Annotated in this window: 18 protein-coding genes; 9 read left to right on the top strand and 9 right to left on the bottom strand. The window is 58.6% G+C overall.

The features are described 5' to 3' along the window. Positions 1-104: 104 nt before the first annotated feature. From ASE07_RS10270 to ASE07_RS10255, 4 genes are all read right to left on the bottom strand, one after another. Complete coding sequence (locus ASE07_RS10270) at positions 105-887, bottom strand: BPSS1780 family membrane protein (RefSeq protein WP_057290720.1); 783 nt, start codon at positions 885-887, stop codon at positions 105-107. 2 nt (positions 888-889) lie between these two features. After that, a complete protein-coding gene (locus ASE07_RS10265; RefSeq protein WP_057290719.1) occupies positions 890-1846 on the bottom strand; it encodes a homoserine kinase in 957 nt (318 codons plus the stop codon). 49 nt (positions 1847-1895) lie between these two features. After that, on the bottom strand, positions 1896-2345 hold the full coding sequence (locus tag ASE07_RS10260; protein WP_057290718.1) for a DUF2782 domain-containing protein: 450 nt from the start codon (positions 2343-2345) through the stop codon (positions 1896-1898). A gap of 107 nt (positions 2346-2452) precedes the next feature. Then, complete coding sequence (locus tag ASE07_RS10255) at positions 2453-3190, bottom strand: TIGR00730 family Rossman fold protein (protein ID WP_057290717.1); 738 nt, start codon at positions 3188-3190, stop codon at positions 2453-2455. On the opposite strand from ASE07_RS10255, the gene polA reads away from it, so the two are divergent. Next, positions 3191-5956, top strand: a complete 2766-nt coding sequence (gene polA / locus ASE07_RS10250) for a DNA polymerase I (RefSeq protein WP_057290716.1) — start codon at positions 3191-3193, stop codon at positions 5954-5956. It begins immediately after the preceding gene. Positions 5957-6079: 123 nt separating this feature from the next. Next, the gene (locus ASE07_RS10245; protein WP_057290791.1) at positions 6080-6964 is read left to right on the top strand and encodes a dienelactone hydrolase family protein; all 885 of its coding nucleotides are present in this window, start codon (positions 6080-6082) and stop codon (positions 6962-6964) included. A 21-nt stretch (positions 6965-6985) separates the two neighbouring features. On the opposite strand, the gene ASE07_RS29265 is transcribed toward ASE07_RS10245, so the two are convergent. Further along, a complete protein-coding gene (locus ASE07_RS29265; protein ID WP_162256870.1) occupies positions 6986-7231 on the bottom strand; it encodes a hypothetical protein in 246 nt (81 codons plus the stop codon). On the opposite strand from ASE07_RS29265, the gene ASE07_RS10240 reads away from it, so the two are divergent. Beyond that, positions 7218-7901, top strand: a complete 684-nt coding sequence (locus ASE07_RS10240; protein ID WP_057290790.1) for a ZIP family metal transporter — start codon at positions 7218-7220, stop codon at positions 7899-7901. The two genes, ASE07_RS29265 and ASE07_RS10240, sit on opposite strands and share 14 nt — an antisense overlap. Before the next feature lie 159 nt (positions 7902-8060). Here the strand turns inward: ASE07_RS10240 and ASE07_RS10235 are convergent, their stop codons facing one another. The 3 genes from ASE07_RS10235 to ASE07_RS10225 all read right to left on the bottom strand — a co-directional run bounded on the left by ASE07_RS10235 (position 8061) and on the right by ASE07_RS10225 (position 11148). Further along, entirely contained in the window at positions 8061-8915 is an 855-nt protein-coding gene (locus ASE07_RS10235; protein ID WP_057290715.1) for a sulfurtransferase, read from the bottom strand. 11 nt (positions 8916-8926) lie between these two features. After that, complete coding sequence (locus ASE07_RS10230; RefSeq protein ID WP_057290714.1) at positions 8927-9859, bottom strand: DMT family transporter; 933 nt, start codon at positions 9857-9859, stop codon at positions 8927-8929. 188 nt (positions 9860-10047) lie between these two features. Further along, entirely contained in the window at positions 10048-11148 is a 1101-nt protein-coding gene (locus ASE07_RS10225; RefSeq protein WP_057290713.1) for an aromatic ring-hydroxylating oxygenase subunit alpha, read from the bottom strand. A 409-nt stretch (positions 11149-11557) separates the two neighbouring features. On the opposite strand from ASE07_RS10225, the gene ASE07_RS10220 reads away from it, so the two are divergent. Genes ASE07_RS10220 through dxs form a run of 3 tightly spaced genes read left to right on the top strand, consistent with a single transcriptional unit; the run spans position 11558 to position 14596 of the window. Beyond that, positions 11558-11824 carry an exodeoxyribonuclease VII small subunit gene (locus ASE07_RS10220; protein WP_057290712.1) on the top strand — a complete coding sequence of 89 codons (267 nt, stop codon included), beginning with the start codon at positions 11558-11560 and terminating at the stop codon, positions 11822-11824. Further along, positions 11821-12729, top strand: coding sequence for a polyprenyl synthetase family protein (locus ASE07_RS10215; protein WP_057290711.1), 909 nt, complete (start codon positions 11821-11823; stop codon positions 12727-12729). The genes ASE07_RS10220 and ASE07_RS10215 overlap by 4 nt, the downstream gene beginning before the upstream one ends. Before the next feature lies 1 nt (position 12730). Further along, positions 12731-14596 carry a 1-deoxy-D-xylulose-5-phosphate synthase gene (dxs, locus tag ASE07_RS10210; protein ID WP_057290710.1) on the top strand — a complete coding sequence of 622 codons (1866 nt, stop codon included), beginning with the start codon at positions 12731-12733 and terminating at the stop codon, positions 14594-14596. A 713-nt stretch (positions 14597-15309) separates the two neighbouring features. Here dxs and ASE07_RS10205 read toward each other — a convergent pair. Continuing rightward, a complete protein-coding gene (locus ASE07_RS10205) occupies positions 15310-15867 on the bottom strand; it encodes a cob(I)yrinic acid a,c-diamide adenosyltransferase (protein ID WP_057290789.1) in 558 nt (185 codons plus the stop codon). A gap of 130 nt (positions 15868-15997) precedes the next feature. On the opposite strand from ASE07_RS10205, the gene ASE07_RS10200 reads away from it, so the two are divergent. From ASE07_RS10200 to ASE07_RS10190, 3 genes are all read left to right on the top strand, one after another. Further along, the gene (locus ASE07_RS10200) at positions 15998-17407 is read left to right on the top strand and encodes an FAD-binding oxidoreductase (RefSeq protein WP_057290709.1); all 1410 of its coding nucleotides are present in this window, start codon (positions 15998-16000) and stop codon (positions 17405-17407) included. Positions 17408-17515: 108 nt separating this feature from the next. Beyond that, on the top strand, positions 17516-18406 hold the full coding sequence (locus tag ASE07_RS10195) for a LysR substrate-binding domain-containing protein (protein WP_057290708.1): 891 nt from the start codon (positions 17516-17518) through the stop codon (positions 18404-18406). 266 nt (positions 18407-18672) lie between these two features. After that, complete coding sequence (locus tag ASE07_RS10190; RefSeq protein ID WP_057290707.1) at positions 18673-20166, top strand: FAD-linked oxidase C-terminal domain-containing protein; 1494 nt, start codon at positions 18673-18675, stop codon at positions 20164-20166. Positions 20167-20171: the final 5 nt, after the last annotated feature.

Genomic DNA, 20171 nt, shown 5'->3' with positions numbered 1-20171 from the left:
ATGCGGCAAGTATAGCCATTTTGTTGCGACGGGGCATTATTTAGAGTGAGAGCGTTGCAGTCGACGGTGCCGTTGATACCGGGCAAAGTCCGGAAGCGGGCGCTCTAGTTCAGAAGGGCAGGCGCAGTAGAATCCGGGCGCCCGAAGATGGCCGTATAGGTGGGATAGAACGAGCAGTACATGACGACTGTGAGCATCAGGGACAGCGGCAGCAGGACCAGCATGACAACGAACGATTTTGCAAACAGCATCGCAATCAGACTGCTGACGAGCGCCGGTAACAAGACGCCTATCAACATCCAGCTCAATCCGTACACAAGAAAGGCGCTGCCCGCACGCTTGACGGCGAAGAAGCTATAAAACACGGCCTTGCCGACGCTCATCTTCTGCCAGAAAATCAGCGGCGCTGCATACCAGAACGCCATTGCGGCAGGAATGTAGATTGCTGCCGAAAACATCATGCCCAGCGACATGTTGGAATTACGGATGGTTTCGCGATCCAGTGCTTTGTCGCTACTCATCACTTGCCAAAATACGCCGCCATCGATCAGCGCCGATGCCGCGACCGCCACCACCGCAGCGATCAGGTACAGCACACCGAGTTTCAGCAGCGATGCAAACGCCGGTTTGCGAAAGCCGGTCAGCAACAGGTTGGGATAGACCTTTTTGCCCTGTTCGATGTGGGTACAGGCCTGCATGAATGCCATCGAGAAAACCGGCACCAGCACCATCGGCAAAATCTGGCCGAGCAAAGGCACGATGCCAATGATCAGCATCAGGAACATGTAGGCGAGAAACAGGGTCGCCATTTCGGCCGGCTGCTTGCGAAACAAGGCAAAACCTTGTTTCACCCATAGCCAGCCAGCGTTTGCGGGCAATTTTTCCATGCTCAGTAGAGTACAGGAACTGGATGTTCGATGCGCTGGCGCAGAATGCGCTCGAAATGCGTGGGATCGTGCGGTGTCAGCATTTCGGCCTTGCGTGGCATGTAGAAGTCGTACAGTCGCGACAGCCAGAAGCGTAGCGCGCCGGCTTGCAGCATCGTCCGCCAGCCCTGCTTCTCGGCCTCGTTGAACGGCCGCACCGCATGGTAAGCATCGAGCAGGGCGCGTACGCGCGGCTCGTCGAGCGCGCCGGATTCCAGGTCGATGCACCAGTCATTGACCGTGACGGCGACATCGAAGAGCCAGGTGTCGCAGCCGGCAAAATAGAAATCGAAGAAACCGGTCAGCCGTTCGCCGTCAAACATGACATTGTTGCGGAACAGGTCCGCATGTACCGGACCCTTCGGCAGCTGGTGATAAATTTGGGAGGCCGCAAATGCTTCCTGCGCATGCATTTCGGCACGCAACAGATGCTGCTGGCTTTCGGGAATATAGGGCAGCACCACCGGCGTCGTCGCCTGCCACCAATCGATTGCCCGCAGATTGGGCTGGCGGATCCCGAAATCCTGTCCGGCCAGGTGCATCTTGGCGAGCATGGCACCGACCTCTGCACAATGCACCGGCTCAGGCGACATTTGCGAACTGCCTTCCAGCTTGGTGACGATGGAAGCCGGCTTGCCATGCAGGGAATGAATGATCTCCCCTTGATGGTTGGCGACGGGTACCGGCACCAGCACGCCGCGTTCGGCGAGATGCCGCATCAGGTGCAGGTAGAACGGCAGTTGCGCGAACGTCAGCTTCTCGAAAATCGTGAGGACGTATTCGCCGGTCTCGGTGGTCAGGAAAAAGTTGGAATTTTCAATACCCGAAGCGATGCCCTTGATTGCGAGCGGTTTTCCAAGATTGAACTGGGGCATCCAGTCGATAAGGTCATCCAGGCTGACCGGAGTAAAAACTGCCATGAGCGGAATCGAAAGAGAAAAGTGTCAGGTAACCAGGGGAGCGTTAAGCTTATTTTGGCGCAGGGGGCGGCGGAACAACTGCGGCATCGGTGGCGTCGGTTGGTACGGCGTCCGCCTCTTTCGCTTCTTTCGCGCGGCTGAGATCGAATTCCAGCACTTCCCATTGCGCGGCGCGCAGGCCGCTGCTCTGTGCATCGCCAGGCAGGGTGCTGCCTCCAGCCACATCCGGCTTCAGGTAATACGTGCTGCCGCCGCTGGTAACCTTGATTTCGGTCACTCTGCCGCCCGGAGCCCGCTTTTCGCTGATCTTGCCCTGGTTGTCAGGCGGGCGGATGGTCACAGCCGGTTCTTCGCCTTCTTCCAGCGGTTGTAATTGCGGGGGCCGTGGTGGCGAATCGTTACCGTTACCGGCGGATTGCTGGGCCAGTGCCGACAACGGCATGGCAGCGGCTGCAATGCCGGCTGCGGTAACGACCATGGCCATGAGTGTGCGCATCATAAGGTGTCTTGTTATTAAAATGACAGCAGACCGACATCAATGCTGAAAAGAGTCAAGTCGTGGTGCAGCATTCTAACAAACCAGAACCTGCCGCCCGGCACGGAATTTCACAAATATGCGCCCGGCTCCTTGCTGTATGCAGAAAGCAGGTCTTCGCGTGCTTCGTAAAATGCAAAGATGGCATCAACAATGTTTGCCGGCTCATCAATCAGTTGTACAAGATCCAGGTCCCTGGCCTCTATCATGCCGTTGGCCAGAAGAGATGTCCGGAACCAGTCCAGCAGTCCTCTCCAGAACGTTGTACCAACAAGGATGACAGGAATACGGCGTGATGTACCGGTCTGGATCAATGTCAGTACTTCTGTCAACTCGTCCAGCGTGCCGAAACCGCCGGGCAGTACCACGTAGGCATCTGCATATTTTACAAAGGCGACCTTGCGCGCAAAAAAATGCCGGAAACTGATCGAAATGTTTTGCCATTGATTGCCTTTCTGCTCTCGCGGCAACTCGATATTGAGGCCGACGGATGCTGACTCGCCTTCGTATCCGCCTTTGTTGGCCGCCTCCATGATGCCCGGGCCACCACCTGAAATGACGGCAAGCCCGGCGTCCGACAGGCGCCGCGCAATATCGACCGCCTTTTCATAGAACGGATCGTCCGGACTGGTGCGTGCCGACCCGAAGATGGACACTGCCGGACGCAACTCCGCGAGCCGCTCGGTCGACTCGATAAACTCTGCCATAATCGTGAGCATATGCCACGACTCGCGCGCCTTCTTTTCCGTGGCGCGGCTGATATCGGCGATCTGCCGCAAGCGCGGCACGTTTTTTCCCTTTGACACCATATGAATAAAACCCTGTTGTTAGTGGACGGTTCCAGTTACCTGTACCGTGCTTTTCATGCCATGCCTGACTTGCGTAATCCGGAAGGTGCTCCGACCGGGGCGATTTACGGCATGATCAACATGCTGCGCAAGCTGCGCAACGACTACGCGGCAGGATACATGGCCTGCGTATTCGACGCAAAAGGCAAGACCTTCCGCGACGACATGTATCCGGAATACAAGGCGCATCGACCGTCGATGCCCGAAGACCTCGCCCGGCAGATCGAACCCATCCACGAAGCCGTGCGCGCACTCGGCTGGCCGATCCTGATGGTGGATGGCGTGGAGGCCGATGACGTGATCGGCACGTTAGCCGTGCAGGCAGTCGAGCACGGGCTGGAAGCGGTCATTTCCACCGGTGACAAGGACATGGCGCAACTGGTGAATGACCATGTCACGTTGATCAATACGATGACCAATGAAAAGCTTGACCGCGCTGGCGTCATCGCCAAGTTCGGCGTGCCGCCGGAGCGGATCATCGATTACCTGACCCTGATCGGCGATACCGTCGACAACGTGCCGGGCGTCGCCAAGGTTGGCCCCAAGACTGCGGTCAAGTGGCTGACACAATACGGTTCGCTCGATGAAATCATTGCGCAGGCGTCCGCCATCGGTGGCGCGGTCGGCCAAAACCTGCGTGACGCGCTCGACTGGCTTCCCACAGGCCGCAAGCTCATCACTATCCGCCATGATTGCGACCTAGCCAAGCACATGATATCGATTCCGGAATCGCTGGTCGCCAAGCCGGTCGATAACGATGCGATGATCGAGTTCTTCAAGCGTTACGGATTCAAATCCTGGCTGCGTGAACTGACCGGCGATCCGACGGCGGGCGGCAAGCCGACCGCTCCTCCGGGACAGCAGGGAGAATCTCAGCACAATATGCAGGGTGGCCTGTTCGACAGCACAGCCGCGGTGACCACAACTGATTATGAAACCGTGCTTACCGAGGAGCACCTCACGCGCTGGCTTGACACCATCAACGCCGCGGAACTCACCTCGGTCGATACCGAAACCACGTCGCTCAATGCAATGCAGGCCCAGCTGGTCGGCATCTCGCTGTGTTGCAAGCCTGGCGTGGCGGCTTATATTCCGGTGGCGCACCGTTACCAGGATGCGCCGGTCCAGCTGTCGCGCGATTATGTACTCGGCGTGCTCAAGCCGTGGCTGGAAGACGCGTCCAAGCCCAAGGTCGGCCAGCACCTGAAATACGATGCGCATATCTTTGCCAACTATGGGATCACGGTACGCGGCATCGCGCACGACACGCTGCTTGAGTCCTATGTGTTCGAGTCGCACAAGAGCCATGACATGGACAGCCTCGCGTTGCGCCACCTAAATCGCAAGACCGTCAAGTATGAAGACGTCTGCGGCAAGGGCGCATCACAGATCTGCTTCGATCAGGTCGACATCGAGCGCGCAACCGAATACGCAGCGGAAGACGCCGATATCACGCTGCAGCTGCATAACACCATGTGGCCGCATGTCGCGCAAAACGAAGGACTGCGGTTTGTGTACGAGAAGATCGAGGTTCCAACCTCAATCGTGCTGCAGAAAATCGAACGCAATGGTGTGCTGATCAATACCGAACTGCTGGCGCGCCAGTCGCATGAACTGGGCACGCGGATGATGGAAATGGAGAAGCAGGCGTATGAGCTGGCCGGTCAGCCGTTCAACCTGAATTCGCCGAAACAGATCGGTGAAATCTTCTTCGACAAGCTGCAGTTGCCGGTGGTGAAGAAGACACCTTCCGGAACACCATCGACCGACGAGGAAGTGCTGCAGAAACTGGCCGAGAATTATCCGCTGCCAAAGATCCTGCTCGACTACCGCGGCCTGTCCAAGCTCAAGTCGACCTACACCGACAAATTGCCGAAGATGGTCGACCCGAACACCGGTCGCGTGCACACCAATTATGCACAAGCGGTTGCGGTCACCGGACGCCTCGCGTCGAACGAACCCAACCTGCAAAACATTCCGATACGTACCGCAGAAGGCAGGCGCATCCGGGAAGCCTTCATTGCTCCGCCCGACAGCGTGATCGTGTCGGCTGACTACTCGCAAATCGAATTGCGGATCATGGCGCATATTTCGGGTGACGCCAGTTTGCTGCGTGCTTTCTCGGAAGGCGAGGACATCCACCGTGCGACGGCTGGGGAAATCTTCGGCGCCGCGCCGGCGGACGTGACCAGCGAGCAGCGCCGCTATGCGAAGGTCATCAACTTCGGCCTGATCTATGGCATGAGTGCCTTCGGTCTGGCGAGCAACCTGGGTATCGAACGTTCCGCCGCGCAGATGTATATCGACAAATACTTCCAGCGCTATCCGGGTGTTGCGCAGTACATGGCCGAGACGCGCACGCAGGCGAAGGCGCATGGTTTTGTCGAGACCGTGTTCGGCCGTCGCTTGTGGCTGGCCGAAATCAATTCGCCGAACGGCCCGCGCCGTCAGGCGGCCGAACGTGCGGCGATCAATGCGCCGATGCAGGGCACGGCGGCCGACCTGATCAAGCTGTCGATGATCGCCGTGCAGGACTGGATCGAGGCCGAGCGGCTGCAAGCCAAGATGGTGATGCAGGTGCACGATGAACTGGTGCTCGAAGTGCCCGAAAAGGAATTGTCGTATATTCGTGACAAGCTGCCGGAGCTGATGCGCGGCGTTGCCGAGTTGAAAGTCCCGCTGATCGCCGAAGTCGGCGTCGGCAAGAACTGGGACGAGGCGCATTGAGTGCGCCGGCAGCCACGGCAAATAGGGTTCAACATCGAACGGTCAAAGCAGAGCGGTAACAACAAGCAGCCCGGTGTTGCTGCGGGCAACAATAACCAACTCAATCATCTCGGAGGGTTTCGCATGCAGAATTTGAAGGACGATTTCGACAGTCTGGTTGCCAAAACATCGTTGTCCGACGGCGTGGATCGCCGTGGCTTTCTGAAGACGGCGCTCGGGACAGGTTTCGCTGCGGCCGTCATGCCGGTTACCGCGCAAAGCGTGATCAAGACCGATACCACGGGGCTCACCGCCGGCGAGATTTCCATCACCGTCAAAGGCCAGAAAGTGCCGGTGTATCGCGCGCAGCCGGAAGGAAAAGCCAACCTGCCGGTGGTACTGGTCATCTCCGAAATCTTCGGCGTGCATGAGCACATTGCCGATGTCGCGCGTCGATTCGCCAAGCTTGGTTATCTCGCGCTGGCGCCGGAGTTGTTTGTCCGTCAGGGCGATGCACGTGCCTACACAAGCATTCCCGAACTGCAGAAAAACATTATTTCCAAGGTGCCGGATGAACAGGTAATGGGCGACCTTGACGCGGTGGTCGCTTATGCAAAAGAAAACGGCGGCAATACCGACAAGCTGGGTATTACTGGATTCTGCTGGGGCGGCCGCATCACCTGGTTGTACTCTGCCCACAATCCCAATGTCAAGGCGGGCGTTGCCTGGTATGGTCGCCTCGTTGGCGAGCAGACCGAACTGACGCCGGCTCATCCGGTCGACATTGCCGCGAACCTGAAGACGCCGGTGCTGGGACTCTACGGCGGCAAGGATGCCGGCATTCCGCTCGACACCGTTGAAAAAATGAAGGCCGCACTGGCCAAGGGCGGTAGCAAATCCGAATTCGTCGTATTCCCCGGTTCCGGGCATGCCTTCCATGCAGACTATCGTGCCAGCTATGTGGAAGGCGATGCCAGGGAAGGCTGGCAGCGTTGTGTCGCCTGGTTCAAGGAACAAGGTGTGGCGTAGTACTGGCGAGGCGGCAGACCGCTAAATCGCAAAAAAGCCGGCGGATTGCCGGCTTTTTTGTTTGGCTGGTGCAGCATCTTGACGATCCCATTTGCCGAAAAAGCTTGTCTGTGCTTTAATTTGCAACTTTGTTGCATATTCGGCGAGGCTCACCATCGACTCCGCACTGCTTTCCATTCTGCTGGCCACCACGGTTGCCGGTGTCATTAGCATTACCGCTGCGGCGATCTTCTCGTTTTCGCTCTTGTCGAAAATGGTCGAGCGCATGGTCAGCCTGTCGGTCGGCATCCTGCTGTCGACTTCGCTGTTGCACGCGCTTCCCGAAGCCTTCGAGTCCAATGCGGATACGCATGCGTTGTTTGCGACTTTGCTGGGCGGATTGCTAGGCTTCTTTTTACTGGAAAAATTCGCGATTCTGCGGCATTCACATCATTATGAAGGGGATGGGCACGGCCATGAACATGGGCACGATGCGCATGAAGCTGGCAAGGCGGGATGGATGATTCTGGTTGGCGATGGCTTGCACAACTTCACGGATGGCATCCTGATTGCGGCGGCGTTCCTGGCTGATCCCAGCCTGGGTGTGATTACCGGTGTGGCAATTATTGCGCATGAAATTCCGCAGGAAATCGGTGATTTCATCGTACTGCTGAATGCGGGATTCACGCGCACGCGGGCTTATGTGTACAACTTGTTGTGCAGCCTGATGGCAGTGGTGGGAGGCGTGCTGGGGTATTTCACGCTGGAGCAGGCCACGAATTGGGTGCCGTTTGTGCTGGTGTTTGCGTCTTCAGGGTTCATTTATATTGCGGTGAGTGATCTGATGCCGCAGATGCAGCGCAGGGCCACGTTGCGGGAAACGATTCCGCAGGTGGTGCTGATTGCTGTGGGAGTGGGGGTAGTGTTGTTTTTAACGGGACAGAATCATGGGCATTAAGAGGAGAGTTTCTCTCCGCCTGCCAACAGTTTGATGATGCTGGTCTGTTCGTGAGTAGTCGATGCTGGCCGGAATCAGTAGCGCTGCCGCACTTTAGGTCCCGAAAGTAGGTCCCGAAAGCGTTCGGGGCGTTTCAACCCATTCCCGCTAAACCTCCCCTTACGCGCCCTTTGCCACCGGCCTCGCCGGGTCGGCGCACCATTCGCTCCAGGACCCCGGATACAACGCCGCACCTGACAGTCCGGCAATTTCCATTGCCAGCAGGTTGTGGCAAGCCGTAACGCCGGAGCCGCATTGCATGATGATGGTTTCCGGTGAGGTGACCAGCGCGGAGAAATCCTCTCGCAGTTCATTCGACGACTTGAAGCGGCCTTCAGCCGTCAGGTTGTCCTTGAAGAAGCGGTTTTTTGCACCGGGAATGTGACCGCCGACCGGGTCGAGCGTCTCGTTCTCGCCACGGAAACGATCAGGTGCGCGCGCATCGATGATGGTCCGGACCGGGTTCTTGACGTTGGCGAGGACGTCATCGACATTGGCTGTCGTGACGATCGGATAATGTGGCTCGACATTGCCGCGTGCCGGTGCAACGGCGTCGGTGGACAGCGGTAACCCAAGCGCCTGCCATGCAGCGAGTCCGCCATCGAGGACAGCGACGGCTTCATGGCCGACCCAGCGCAACATCCACCACAGGCGCGCCGCAAACATTCCGCCGTGGGCATCGTAGGCAATGACCTGTGAACTGTGATTGACACCCCAGCGGCGTAGTGTTTCAACAAAGGCGGTCGGCTGCGGCAGCGGATGTCGTCCGCGGAATTCACCATGCGGGCCGGGGCTTTTGTCGGAGAGGTCGGTATCGATATTGGCGAAGCGCCCCCCCGGTATATGGCCGCCGGCATAGGCATCAGCGCCGGCATCGGGATTGGTCAAGTCGTGTCGGCAATCGATGATCACCCAGGCCGGGTCCTGATAGTGCCGGGCAAGGTCCTGGGCGGAAATCAGTGTGGTGTACGGCATGCACATCTCCTCTACACTTCAGTAGCTATCGGGTCATTGGCTTGCGTGACGCTGGCCTTGGCCGGCGCGGCACTGTTGCGCGTATTGTAATAGGTCGCGGCAAGGCCGCTAAAAAGAATGATGGCGATTCCGCTCCAGCCAAGCCAGCTCAGTGCATCGTCCCAGATCAAAATGCCCCATGCAGTCGAAAATACAATGCCGGTGTATTGCAGATTGGCGGTGACCAATGTCTTGCCCAGTCGGTAGGCGCGCGTCATTGCCATTTGCGCGAGGGTGGCGGACACACCGATCGCAAGCAGCAGCAGCACGCCCTTGATGTCGTGCGTCTGCCACACCGCAGGGTGGCCGTTCATCGTATTGATCACGACGCCGGCAATACCGCTTAGCAATCCGATCAGCGAAAAATAAAACACGACACGGTATTCCGGTTCGCCAAGCTGACCAAGCTTGCGCACCTGTAAATAGGCGAGCGAGGAAATGAAACCGGAACCAAGGCCGACCAGTCCGGCCAACCATTGATCGGCGCTGAACGCCGGGCGCAACAGCATGGTGACACCGATGAAGCTGAGCAGAATGGCTGCAGTCAGACCCCATTCGAAGCGGCTTTGTCCACGCCACCATCCGACGACAAACAGGATGGCGGCGATCCAGATCGGGGACATGTAATTGAGCGTCATGCCGGTTGACAGCGGCAGGCGACCGATTGACCAGAACCACATCGACAATGCCATGACGCCAACGATCCCACGCCAGAGATGATGCCATGGCAGCGAAGTGCGAAAGGTGCCGCCGCGCACGGCGATCAGGCCACCTAGGAACACTACCCCGACAATGCCGCGGTACATGACGATTTCAGAAACAGAATAGACGGAAGACGCCAGTTTGACGCAGACCCCCATGAGGGAAAACGCGAAGCTGGCAAACAGCATCCAGAGTGATTGCATAGGAGAGACGATAACGGGAGGTCGCTACGGGCTTTTGGAAGACCTCGATGATACGCGTATCTGTGCGGGCGCACAGGCCAGGCTATCGCCAGGACAGACTGGAGGGATGCAGCAGAGCAGGATGGATGATGCATGCAGCATCCATCCTGCACCCACCGCAAATTACAGCACGGGGCTGCCGCGTCAATCTACAACGCAATACGGCTGCGATACCACTCATGGAAGTGCTGCATCCCGTCTTCCATCGGGGACTGGTAAGGCCCGACTTCGCTGGTGCCGCGCTGCATCAGGATGCGGCGTCCGGCGTCCATGCGCATGCCGATCTCGTCATCTTCAATGCAGGTTTCCATATAGGCGTCGCGCTCGGCCGCAATGAAATCACGCTCGAACAGCACGATTTCCTCGGGATAATAGAACTCGACGACGTTCCGCGTTTTCTGCGGACCGTCCGGCCAGACAGTCGAGACCACCAGCACGTGCGGGTACCACTCGACCATGATGTTCGGATACAGCGTCAGCCAGATCGCACCATACGGCGGCGGTTCGCCATTGCGGAACTTGAGCACTTGCTCCTGCCACTTCTTGTACTTCGGTGTGCCGAACTTGGCGAGCGCATGATTGACGCCCACAGTTTGCACGCTGTAGTGCTCGCCGAATTCCCAGCGCAGGTCATCACAGGTGACGAAGCTGCCAAGGCCCGGATGAAATGGCTCGACATGGTAATCCTCGAGATAGACCTCGATAAAGGTTTTCCAGTTGTAGTCGCAGTCATGCACCTCGACATGGTCCAGCATGTAACCGCTGAAGTCGAGGTCCTTCGCCACACCCAGTCTGGACATGATCTTGACGACATCGACGCCGTTTTGCTCGAACAGCAGGCCGTTCCAGTTCTGCAGCGGCGTGCGCGACAGGTTCAGGCACGGCGTTTCGCCGAAATGCGGCGCGCCGATGAGGTCACCATTGAGATCGTAAGTCCAACGATGCAGCGGACAGACTATATTGTTTGCGTTACCGCGGCCATCGAACATTTTTGCCTGCCGATGGCGGCAGACATTGGACAGCAATTCAATGCCATGCTGGTTACGCACCAGCATGCGGCCCTCGTTTTCCCATGCCAGCGTAGCGTAATCGCCAACGTTTGGCACCTGCAGCTCGTGACCGGCATAACGCGGGCCACCCTGGAAAAGCCGCTTGATTTCCTGCTGTAACAGTGTGTCGTCGAAGTAGACGTTGACCGGAAGTTGCGCGTTGGATCGCGCCAGATTGGCGACATTAGCCAGATCGGACATCCCCACCCCCAAATTAATTTGCACCAACCTAAGAGAGAAAGAATCCGCAAAAACCAGTATCAAATAAGATGAAACGGAAATTTTGGACAGAACCGAGGATTATACCTCAGAGTGTTGCTTTGCCGACTGCTGTCGGTCCGTCACGTGGGAGGGGGATAAAAGGATGGAGTTGCATGTCTGATTAGAGGCGTACTGCCTGTGAACATGGCGCAAAAGGTTTTTTGCACCATTTCCCATTAGACTACGATCCCCAAGCCAATGTAAAGTTGCCAAACATGTATCTGGTGTTGATCCAAGTCACAAAAGCGACCTTTTCGGCGAGCTAAATGCGACATTTCCGATTGCCCCAACCCAACTGCATCAGATGGTTTGTTCTAAAATATCGGGCTAAACTTCAAAATTGTCCACTATGTCTAAAAAATCAGCGCCTTCCGAGCAACCTGCTTCTTTTGAGGATGCCATGGCCGAGCTGGAGCAGCTTGTCGCACAAATGGAAGCCGGTGAACTGCCTCTGGAAGCGTCGGTCGCAGCGTATAAGCGCGGATCCGAACTGGTGAAGTTTTGCGCCGGTCAGCTCGATAAGGTGGATAGCCAGGTCAAGGTGCTGGAAGGCGAGATGCTCAAGCCCTTTGCCAGCGACGGTGATGATGGCGATCTTTCCGGGACGGATGAATGACAGCGGCATCCGCAAATTTTGGCGACTGGATGAAGCATGTCCAGTCGATGATGGAAGATACTCTTGCCGCCTTCCTCCCATCACCCGCCACTGTGCCGAACCGGCTGCACGAGGCGATGCGCTATGCGGTGCTGGATGGCGGCAAGCGCGTACGGCCACTGCTGGTGTTTGCGGCTGGCGACCTGTTTGACGCCGATACCAAGACATTGCAGCGTGCCGCCGCAGCGGTGGAAATGATTCACGCCTATTCGCTGGTGCATGACGACATGCCGTGCATGGATGACGATGCATTGCGGCGCGGCAAGCCTACCGTGCATGTGAAATATGACGAGGCGACAGCCTTGTTGGTAGGCGATGCCCTGCAGTCGCAGGCGTTCATCGTGCTGGCGGAAGGTATTGAGGAGCAGAACAGCAGCGCAGCACGAAGGTCGTCAATGCTGGCTCTGCTGGCACAGGCATCCGGCTCTGCGGGCATGTGCGGCGGGCAGGCAATCGACCTTGCCAGTGTTGGCCTGGCGCTGTCGCTCGGCGAGCTCGAGCGCATGCACCAGCTCAAGACCGGCGCGCTGCTGCGTGCTTCGGTAGTGCTGGGCGGCCTTGCAGGGAAGGCGCTGTCCGTTGCGGAGATGGCGGCGCTGGATGCGTACTCTGCGGCAATCGGGCTGGCGTTCCAGGTGGTCGACGACGTGCTCGATGCAACCGCTGACTCGGCGACACTGGGCAAAACCGCAGGCAAGGATGCGGCGGATAACAAGCCAACATATGTATCGATCCTCGGCCTCGAAGAATCGAAGACCTTGGCGGAAAAATTGCGGAATGATGCGCATCATGCGCTCATGCCGTTCGGAGAAAAAGCGCGTCGTCTGCGTGAGATCGCAGACCTGATCGTGCAACGGAAAGCCTAGGATGAACCTGCTCAAGAAAATCGACGGTCCGGCCGACCTGCGAAAACTATCGCGTAACCAGCTCAAGCCGCTCGCGGAGGAACTGCGCGCCTTCGTGCTCGATTCGGTATCGCAGACCGGCGGACACCTGTCCTCCAATCTCGGCACGGTCGAACTCACGATTGCCTTGCATTATGTCTTCAACACGCCGGAAGACCGCATCGTCTGGGATGTCGGCCACCAGACCTATCCGCACAAGATCCTGACCGGACGGCGCGACCGCATGAATACGCTGCGTCAGTTCAACGGCATTTCCGGCTTTCCGCGCCGTGACGAAAGCGAATACGACACCTTCGGCACCGCGCATTCCTCGACGTCGATTTCGGCCGCGCTCGGGATGGCTCTGGCGGCAAAGACCAAGGGCGAAAACCGTCATGCGATCGCCGTGATCGGCGATGGGGCGATGACGGCCGGCATGGCGTTCGAAGCGCTCAATAATGCCGGTGTCTACGACGATGTCAACCTGCTGGTGATCCTCAACGACAACGATATGTCGATCTCGCCGCCGGTCGGCGCACTCAATCGTTACCTGGCGCGCCTGATGTCCGGCAAGTTTTATGCAGCGGCGAAAAACGTCGGCAAGACCGTGCTGCCCGCTCCCATGCTGGAACTGGCCAAACGACTGGAAGAGCATGCGAAGGGCATGGTGGTCCCGGCCACGATGTTCGAAGAATTCGGCTTCAACTATATCGGTCCGATCGACGGTCATGACCTCGAATCGCTGGTGCCCACGTTGCAGAACCTGAAGAATCTGAAAGGGCCGCAGTTCCTGCACGTCGTGACCCGCAAGGGACAAGGCTATAAGCTGGCGGAGGCTGATCCGGTGCTCTATCACGGGCCGGGCAAGTTCAATCCGGCGGAAGGCATCAAGCCGGGCGGCGCCGGCAAGGTGACCTATACGCAGGTGTTCGGTGACTGGCTGTGCGACATGGCGGAAAAGGATTCGCGCTTGATCGGCATTACTCCGGCAATGCGCGAAGGGTCCGGCCTGGTGCAGTTCGAGCAGCGCTATCCTGATCGTTACTATGACGTTGGAATCGCTGAACAGCACGCGGTGACGTTTGCGGGTGGCCTCGCCTGTGAAGGTCTGAAACCTGTAGTTGCGATTTATTCGACCTTTTTGCAGCGTGGATATGACCAGCTGATCCATGACATTGCCTTGCAAAACCTGGATGTGACGTTTGCGCTTGATCGTGCCGGATTAGTAGGCGCTGATGGCGCAACGCATGCGGGTAATTACGATATTGCCTATCTGCGCTGTATTCCGAATATGGTGGTGATGGCGGCGTCGGACGAGAATGAGTGCCGGCAGATGCTGTCGACCGCGTATGAATACAAGGGGCCGGCTGCGGTGCGGTATCCGCGCGGGTCCGGTATTGGTGCGGCGATCGACAAGTCGCTGGCCACGCTGCCGTTGGGTAAGGGTGAAGTGCGTCGTGAAGGTAAGGAGATTGCGATTCTTGCCTTTGGTACGATGGTTGCGCCTTCGCTTGCCGCAGGCGAGGAACTCGATGCGACTGTAGTGAATATGCGGTTTATCAAGCCGCTGGATGTGGCGCTGGTGAAAGAGTTGGCGCAGACGCATGCGGCGTTCGTGACTGTCGAGGAAGGTGCCGTGATGGGTGGCGCCGGGTCGGCTGTTGCCGAGGCGCTGGCGGAGGCGGGGATCGTGAAGCCGGTGTTGCATCTGGGGTTGCCTGATCGGTTTATTGATCATGGGGATGCGGGGGTGTTGCTGGGGATGTGCGGGTTGGATGCCAAGGGGATTGTGGCTTCTGTGCGGAAGAGGTTCGGGAAGGGGGAGCCGCGGTTGGTGGTGAATAACTGAGGCGCAGTTTTGCTTTTTAAGAACCGCTGTTTTTCTTCGGTGAGGCAGAGCGGCTAACTCTCCGTTGATGCTTGCCGGGACTGGCCCCGGCGGGCCACTTACTTTCTTTGCTTCGCCAAAGAAAGTAAGCAAAGAAAGGGGGCCGCCGAGGTGCGACCCCGGTGCCGCCGCCCTTCGGGTCCCCAAAAGAGCGCGCGCCAAAACGGGAAGCGAAACAAACTCGCCTGCGGCTCAAACAGGTTTCGCTTCTTTATCCGTTTTGACGCGCACTCTTTTGGCGTCGGCACAGGGGAACAACCACCACAGCCTCTATGCNGCTTGCCGGGACTGGCCCCGGCGGGCCACTCACTTTCTTTGCTTCGCCAAAGAAAGTAAGCAAAGAAAGGGGGCCGCCGAGGTGCGACCCCGGTGCCGTCGCCCTTCGGGTYCCCAAAAGASCGCGCGCCAAAACGGGAAGCGAAACAAACTCGCCTGCGGCTCAAACAGGTTTCGCTTCTTTATCCGTTTTGACGCGCACTCTTTTGGCGTCGGCACAGGGGAACAACCACCACAGCCTCTATGGGCAACGTGGTCAAGTGCTCCGGCTCTCACCGTTACGCTGCCCGGTCCCTTCCCTCTTGCAGGGGGAAGGCTAGGATGGGGGTAGTGCGGTTCAACTGCGTGGTGAACTTAAAGTGGCAACGAGTTAGTAAGCCTCTTCAAGCGCTCCCGCTTCAAACATCCCGCTTCCGCTCCTTCTCCCACAACACATCGCTCCCGCCCGCAAACCGGTTCAACACCCGCGACAATACAAACATCAGATCCGACAATCGATTCATATACTGCCGCGGATTGTCATTGATCGTTTCGCTATTCCCCAGGCTGACAATCGCCCGTTCAGCGCGACGGCAGATCGTGCGGCAAACATGGGCAAGGGCCGCACTGCGCGCACCCGCAGGAAGGATGAAATCCTTCAGCGGCGGCAAATCAGCGTTGTATTTCTCCAGCAGCGTGTCCAGTCGCGCCACATGCACGTCGGTGATCAGCGTGTAGCCAGGAATGCATAGCTCGCCGCCAAGATCGAACAAATCATGCTGGATCGAGACAAGCTCGTCGCGCAACGCCGGCGGCAGGTCTTCGCACAGCAGCAGGCCGATGTGGGAATTGAGTTCATCGACGTCGCCCATGGCGTGGACACGCAAGCTGTCCTTGCCGACGCGGCTGCCGTCGCCCAGGCCAGTGGTGCCGTTATCGCCGGTTCGCGTCGCGATTTTTGAGAGTCGGTTGCCCATGATGGTGATAGGTAAATGAAAACATCCAGCATACGGTAAAACCGATCGCGATGCAGTCACGAAAGTGACGATGTTCACAAAGGCGCAAGGGAGTAAAATCAGGCAAACGCCCGCAAAAACGGAGACATCCATGAACCATCCCGCCACTGCCTCGTCACTCAAGAGGCCGCTTCCGGCCGAATTGCTGGCCGCACTCGAATCCATCTTCGAAGATCGCCTGTCGACCTCGCAAGCCATGCGGGAACACCACGGCCGCGATGAGTCATCCTACGATCCGATGCTGCCTGACGCAGTGGTGTTCGCTCAGACCACCGAAGAAGTGGCGCAGACGGTCAAGCTCTGCGCAAGCCATGATGTGCCCGTCATTCCCTATGGCACCGGCACCTCGCTGGAAGGGCACATCCTCGCCTTGCGCGGTGGCGTCACCATCGACCTGTCGCAGATGAACCAGGTGCTGGCCGTGCATGCGGAAGACCAGACAGTGACTGTCCAGGCAGGTGTGACCCGCAAGCAACTCAACCAGGAAATCCGCGATACCGGCTTGTTCTTCCCAATCGACCCGGGCGCCGATGCCTCACTCGGCGGCATGGCCGCAACCCGCGCGTCCGGCACCAACGCCGTGCGCTACGGCACCATGCGTGAAAACACCCTGGCTCTCACAGTGGTGACCTCCGACGGGCGCATCATCAAGACCGGCACGCGCGCAAAAAAGTCGTCCGCCGGCTATGACCTGACCCGCATCTTCGTCGGCAGCGAAGGCACATTGGGCATCATTACCGAAGTCACCGTCAGAATCTACCCGCAGCCGGAAGCCGTGTCCGCTGCGGTATGTTCGTTTCCATCGACCGCCGATGCGGTCAATTCGGTGATCCGCACGATACAGATGGGCGTGCCGGTCGCCCGTGTCGAGTTTCTGGATGAAAACAGCGTGCGCTCGATCAATGCGCACGACAAGCTTGGCTTGCCTGAAAAGCCGTTGCTGCTGTTCGAATTTCACGGCAGCGAAAACGGGGTGGCCGAACAGGCGCAGCTGGTCCAGGAAATTGCCGCGGAGTACAACGCGATCGGTTTCGAATGGGCGACCCGGCCCGAAGACCGCACCCGCCTGTGGACCGCGCGGCACAATGCGTATTTCGCGATGCTGCAGATGCGCCCCGGCGGACGGGCGATCTCGACCGATTGCTGCGTGCCGATTTCCCGTCTCGCGGAATGCATCCTCGACACCAAGGCCGATTGCGAAAAGAACGACATGATCTATTCCATCATCGGCCATGTCGGCGACGGCAATTTCCATGTGCTGATGATGGTCGATCCGAATGATCCGGCCGATGTCGCCAAGGCGGAAGGCGTCAATGCCCGCATGGTGGCACGCGCCATTTCCATGGACGGCACCTGCACCGGCGAACATGGCGTGGGAATGCACAAGATGGATTTTCTGGTGCAGGAACACGGCGAAGAAGCCATCGAAAGCATGCGCATCCTCAAGCATGCGTTCGACCCCAAAAATATCCTGAATCCCGGCAAGATCATTCAGTGGTAAGGCTGAAGCCGTGAAGCCGCGCACCGCCCTGCTGCCGTCGCGCACGACAGGCAGGGCGTGGAGCATCGCCGGTCCGCTCCGGTCCCGAACATCAACTTAATCGCCCATATGGCCCAACGCCTTCCTCCGGTTCATGCTTTGTCCGCCTTCGAAGCCGCTGCCCGACATCATTCCTTTGCCCTTGCTGCGGAGGAACTCTGCATCACGCCCTCGGCCTTGTCACATCGGATCCGGCTGCTGGAAGAGTTTGTCGGCGAGCGCCTGTTCCTGCGCGACGGCAGGGCGGTCAGCCTGTCCGAGTTTGGCCGGCGGTATCTTGATGTGGTGAAGGCAGCCTTGCGCACGCTGACCGATTTTCCGTTGCCGCATCGCACCGCGCCGGCGCAACCGCGGATCAAGGTCACCGTCACTCCCACTTTCGCGCGCTGCCTGCTGGTGCCTCGGCTCTCGGAGTTCGCAACGCTCCATCCCGAGATCGTGCTGGAACTGTTTCTCTCGGTCCCCTTGTACGACCTCAGCCTGTCGGAAAGCGATGTTGAAATTCGCTTCGGCGCGGGCAAGTACTTCGATACTGTCACTGAAAAACTGTTCGAAGAACCGACGTTCGCGGTCACGAGTCCGGCCTACCTCGCAAAAACAGGCGGACTCGACACACCCGCCGACCTGAAAAAGGCGACCTTGCTGCGCTCGGCACTGGAGCCCTGGCAGCCATGGTTCGAAGTAGCGGGGCTGGACTGGCCGGAACCATCAAATGGCTTGCGTCTGGATGACCTCGGATTGCTGCTCGAAGCGGTGCGGCACGGACATGGCGTCGGCCTGACACGCAAGCATTTCGTGCAGGACCTGCTGGCCAATGGCGAGATTGTCCATCTGTTCAAGGACATCGAGCTGAAAACGCCGCCGCACGCGTACTACGTCGTCTATGAACCGCAGGTCCGCACGCGACCCGAGGTGAGGGCTTTCATCGAGTGGCTGCGCGATACCTTCGGCAAGCTGTAAAACGCGTCACGTGTCGATGCGGAGGCGAACGCGGACAGGTTGTGCGCAATTGAAACTTTTAATGATCGGTAGGCCGGGCAGGCCGCGCATCTGCAGCGTCCCGCGTTTACCGGGATAATCCCTGTCTGCATCCAATGGCCCGCCAGCGGCCTTCGGTGAAAATAATTCAAGCTTCCTTATCAAGCTTTTCAGCGGCCATCGCCTGCAATTGCCACTCAGCCACGCCGTATTTCGCTACACTTTCGGATCACCCTCTGGAGCCGGTCATGAACGCCCCCGCACCTGCACACCCCCGATTCACCCTTGAACGCCAGCGCGAAGTCGTTGCCGCACTGGACAAGCTGCTGCCTGCAGGTTGTGTATTGTTCAATGAAGAAGATACCCGTCCGTACGAATGCGACGGCTTGTCGGCTTACCGCCAGCTGCCGATGGTCGTGGTGCTGCCGCAAAACGAGGCACAGGTAATCGATGTGCTCAAGACTTGCCGTGACCTGAAAGCGCCCATCGTCCCGCGTGGCGCAGGCACTGGCCTGTCGGGCGGCGCGATGCCGATTGCCGACGGTGTCGTGGTCTCGACCGCGAAACTCAACAAGATCCTGCGGCTCGATCCCGCTTCGCGGTCGGCGGTCGTGCAGCCCGGGGTGCGCAACCTCGCCATCTCGGAAGCCGCCGCGCCGCACGGCTTGTACTACGCGCCCGATCCCTCGTCTCAGATTGCCTGCACCATTGGCGGCAATGTGGCTGAAAACTCCGGTGGCGTGCACTGCCTGAAATACGGTCTGACGGTACACAACGTGCTGCGTGTGCGCATGGTCACCATTGACGGCGAGGTTGTCGAACTTGGCGGCGGCGCGCTGGACGCGCCCGGGCTCGACCTGCTGGCGGTCTTCATCGGTTCCGAAGGCATGCTGGGCGTGGTCACCGAAGTCACCGTCAAGCTGGTGCCGAAGCCGCAGCTGGCGCGCGTGATCATGGCCTCGTTCGATGATGTGGTCAAAGGCGGCGATGCGGTGGCGAACGTGATCGCCGCCGGCATCATTCCAGCCGGCCTGGAAATGATGGACAAGACCTCGTCGCGCATGGTCGAGCCTTTCGTCAAGGCCGGCTACGATACCGATGCCGAAGCCATCCTGCTGTGCGAGTCCGATGGCATCCCGGAAGAGGTCGAGGAAGAAATCGCACGCATGACCGACGTGCTGAAAGCCTCCGGCGCGACCGCCATTGCCGTGTCGCAAAACGAAGCCGAGCGCCTCAAGTTCTGGTCGGGCCGCAAGAACGCGTTTCCGGCCGCGGGCCGCATTTCGCCCGACTATTACTGCATGGATGGCACCATCCCGCGCAAGAACCTGGCGGAAGTGCTGGTGCGCATTACCGAAATGGAAAGCAAGTACGGGCTGCGCTGCGCCAACGTCTTTCATGCCGGCGACGGCAATCTGCATCCGCTGATTCTGTTCGATGCCAATACACCGGGCGAATTCGAGCGGGCTGAAGCCTTCGGCGCCGACATCCTCGAATTGTGCGTCGAGGTCGGCGGCACCATCACCGGCGAACACGGGGTCGGCATCGAAAAGATCAACTCGATGTGCGTGCAGTATTCACCGGCCGAGCGGGAAGTCTTCTTCGCGGTGAAACGGGCGTTCGATACCGCCTTCCTCCTCAATCCGGACAAGGCGATCCCTTCGCTCCACCGCTGCGCCGAATACGGCAAGATGCACGTCAAACGCGGGCAACTGAAGTTTGCCGACCTGCCGCGCTTTTAGGACAT

Origin of the sequence: Noviherbaspirillum sp. Root189, from assembly GCF_001428545.1 — a bacterium.
GTDB lineage: Bacteria > Pseudomonadota > Gammaproteobacteria > Burkholderiales > Burkholderiaceae_D > Noviherbaspirillum.
This window is presented reverse-complemented; position numbering and strand designations above follow the sequence as displayed.

Coding starts and splice junctions, on each gene's coding strand:
- ASE07_RS10270 (WP_057290720.1), bottom strand. CDS start 887: ATGGAAAAATTGCCCGCAAACGCTGGCTGGCTATGGGTGAAACAAGGT.
- ASE07_RS10195 (WP_057290708.1), top strand. CDS start 17,516: ATGGCCCAACGCCTTCCTCCGGTTCATGCTTTGTCCGCCTTCGAAGCC.
- ASE07_RS10215 (WP_057290711.1), top strand. CDS start 11,821: ATGACAGCGGCATCCGCAAATTTTGGCGACTGGATGAAGCATGTCCAG.
- ASE07_RS10200 (WP_057290709.1), top strand. CDS start 15,998: ATGAACCATCCCGCCACTGCCTCGTCACTCAAGAGGCCGCTTCCGGCC.
- ASE07_RS10255 (WP_057290717.1), bottom strand. CDS start 3,190: ATGGTGTCAAAGGGAAAAAACGTGCCGCGCTTGCGGCAGATCGCCGAT.
- dxs (WP_057290710.1), top strand. CDS start 12,731: ATGAACCTGCTCAAGAAAATCGACGGTCCGGCCGACCTGCGAAAACTA.
- ASE07_RS10245 (WP_057290791.1), top strand. CDS start 6,080: ATGCAGAATTTGAAGGACGATTTCGACAGTCTGGTTGCCAAAACATCG.
- ASE07_RS10240 (WP_057290790.1), top strand. CDS start 7,218: ATGGTCGAGCGCATGGTCAGCCTGTCGGTCGGCATCCTGCTGTCGACT.
- ASE07_RS10235 (WP_057290715.1), bottom strand. CDS start 8,915: ATGCCGTACACCACACTGATTTCCGCCCAGGACCTTGCCCGGCACTAT.
- ASE07_RS10190 (WP_057290707.1), top strand. CDS start 18,673: ATGAACGCCCCCGCACCTGCACACCCCCGATTCACCCTTGAACGCCAG.
- ASE07_RS10225 (WP_057290713.1), bottom strand. CDS start 11,148: ATGTCCGATCTGGCTAATGTCGCCAATCTGGCGCGATCCAACGCGCAA.
- ASE07_RS10205 (WP_057290789.1), bottom strand. CDS start 15,867: ATGGGCAACCGACTCTCAAAAATCGCGACGCGAACCGGCGATAACGGC.
- ASE07_RS29265 (WP_162256870.1), bottom strand. CDS start 7,231: ATGCGCTCGACCATTTTCGACAAGAGCGAAAACGAGAAGATCGCCGCA.
- ASE07_RS10260 (WP_057290718.1), bottom strand. CDS start 2,345: ATGATGCGCACACTCATGGCCATGGTCGTTACCGCAGCCGGCATTGCA.
- ASE07_RS10265 (WP_057290719.1), bottom strand. CDS start 1,846: ATGGCAGTTTTTACTCCGGTCAGCCTGGATGACCTTATCGACTGGATG.
- ASE07_RS10220 (WP_057290712.1), top strand. CDS start 11,558: ATGTCTAAAAAATCAGCGCCTTCCGAGCAACCTGCTTCTTTTGAGGAT.
- polA (WP_057290716.1), top strand. CDS start 3,191: ATGAATAAAACCCTGTTGTTAGTGGACGGTTCCAGTTACCTGTACCGT.
- ASE07_RS10230 (WP_057290714.1), bottom strand. CDS start 9,859: ATGCAATCACTCTGGATGCTGTTTGCCAGCTTCGCGTTTTCCCTCATG.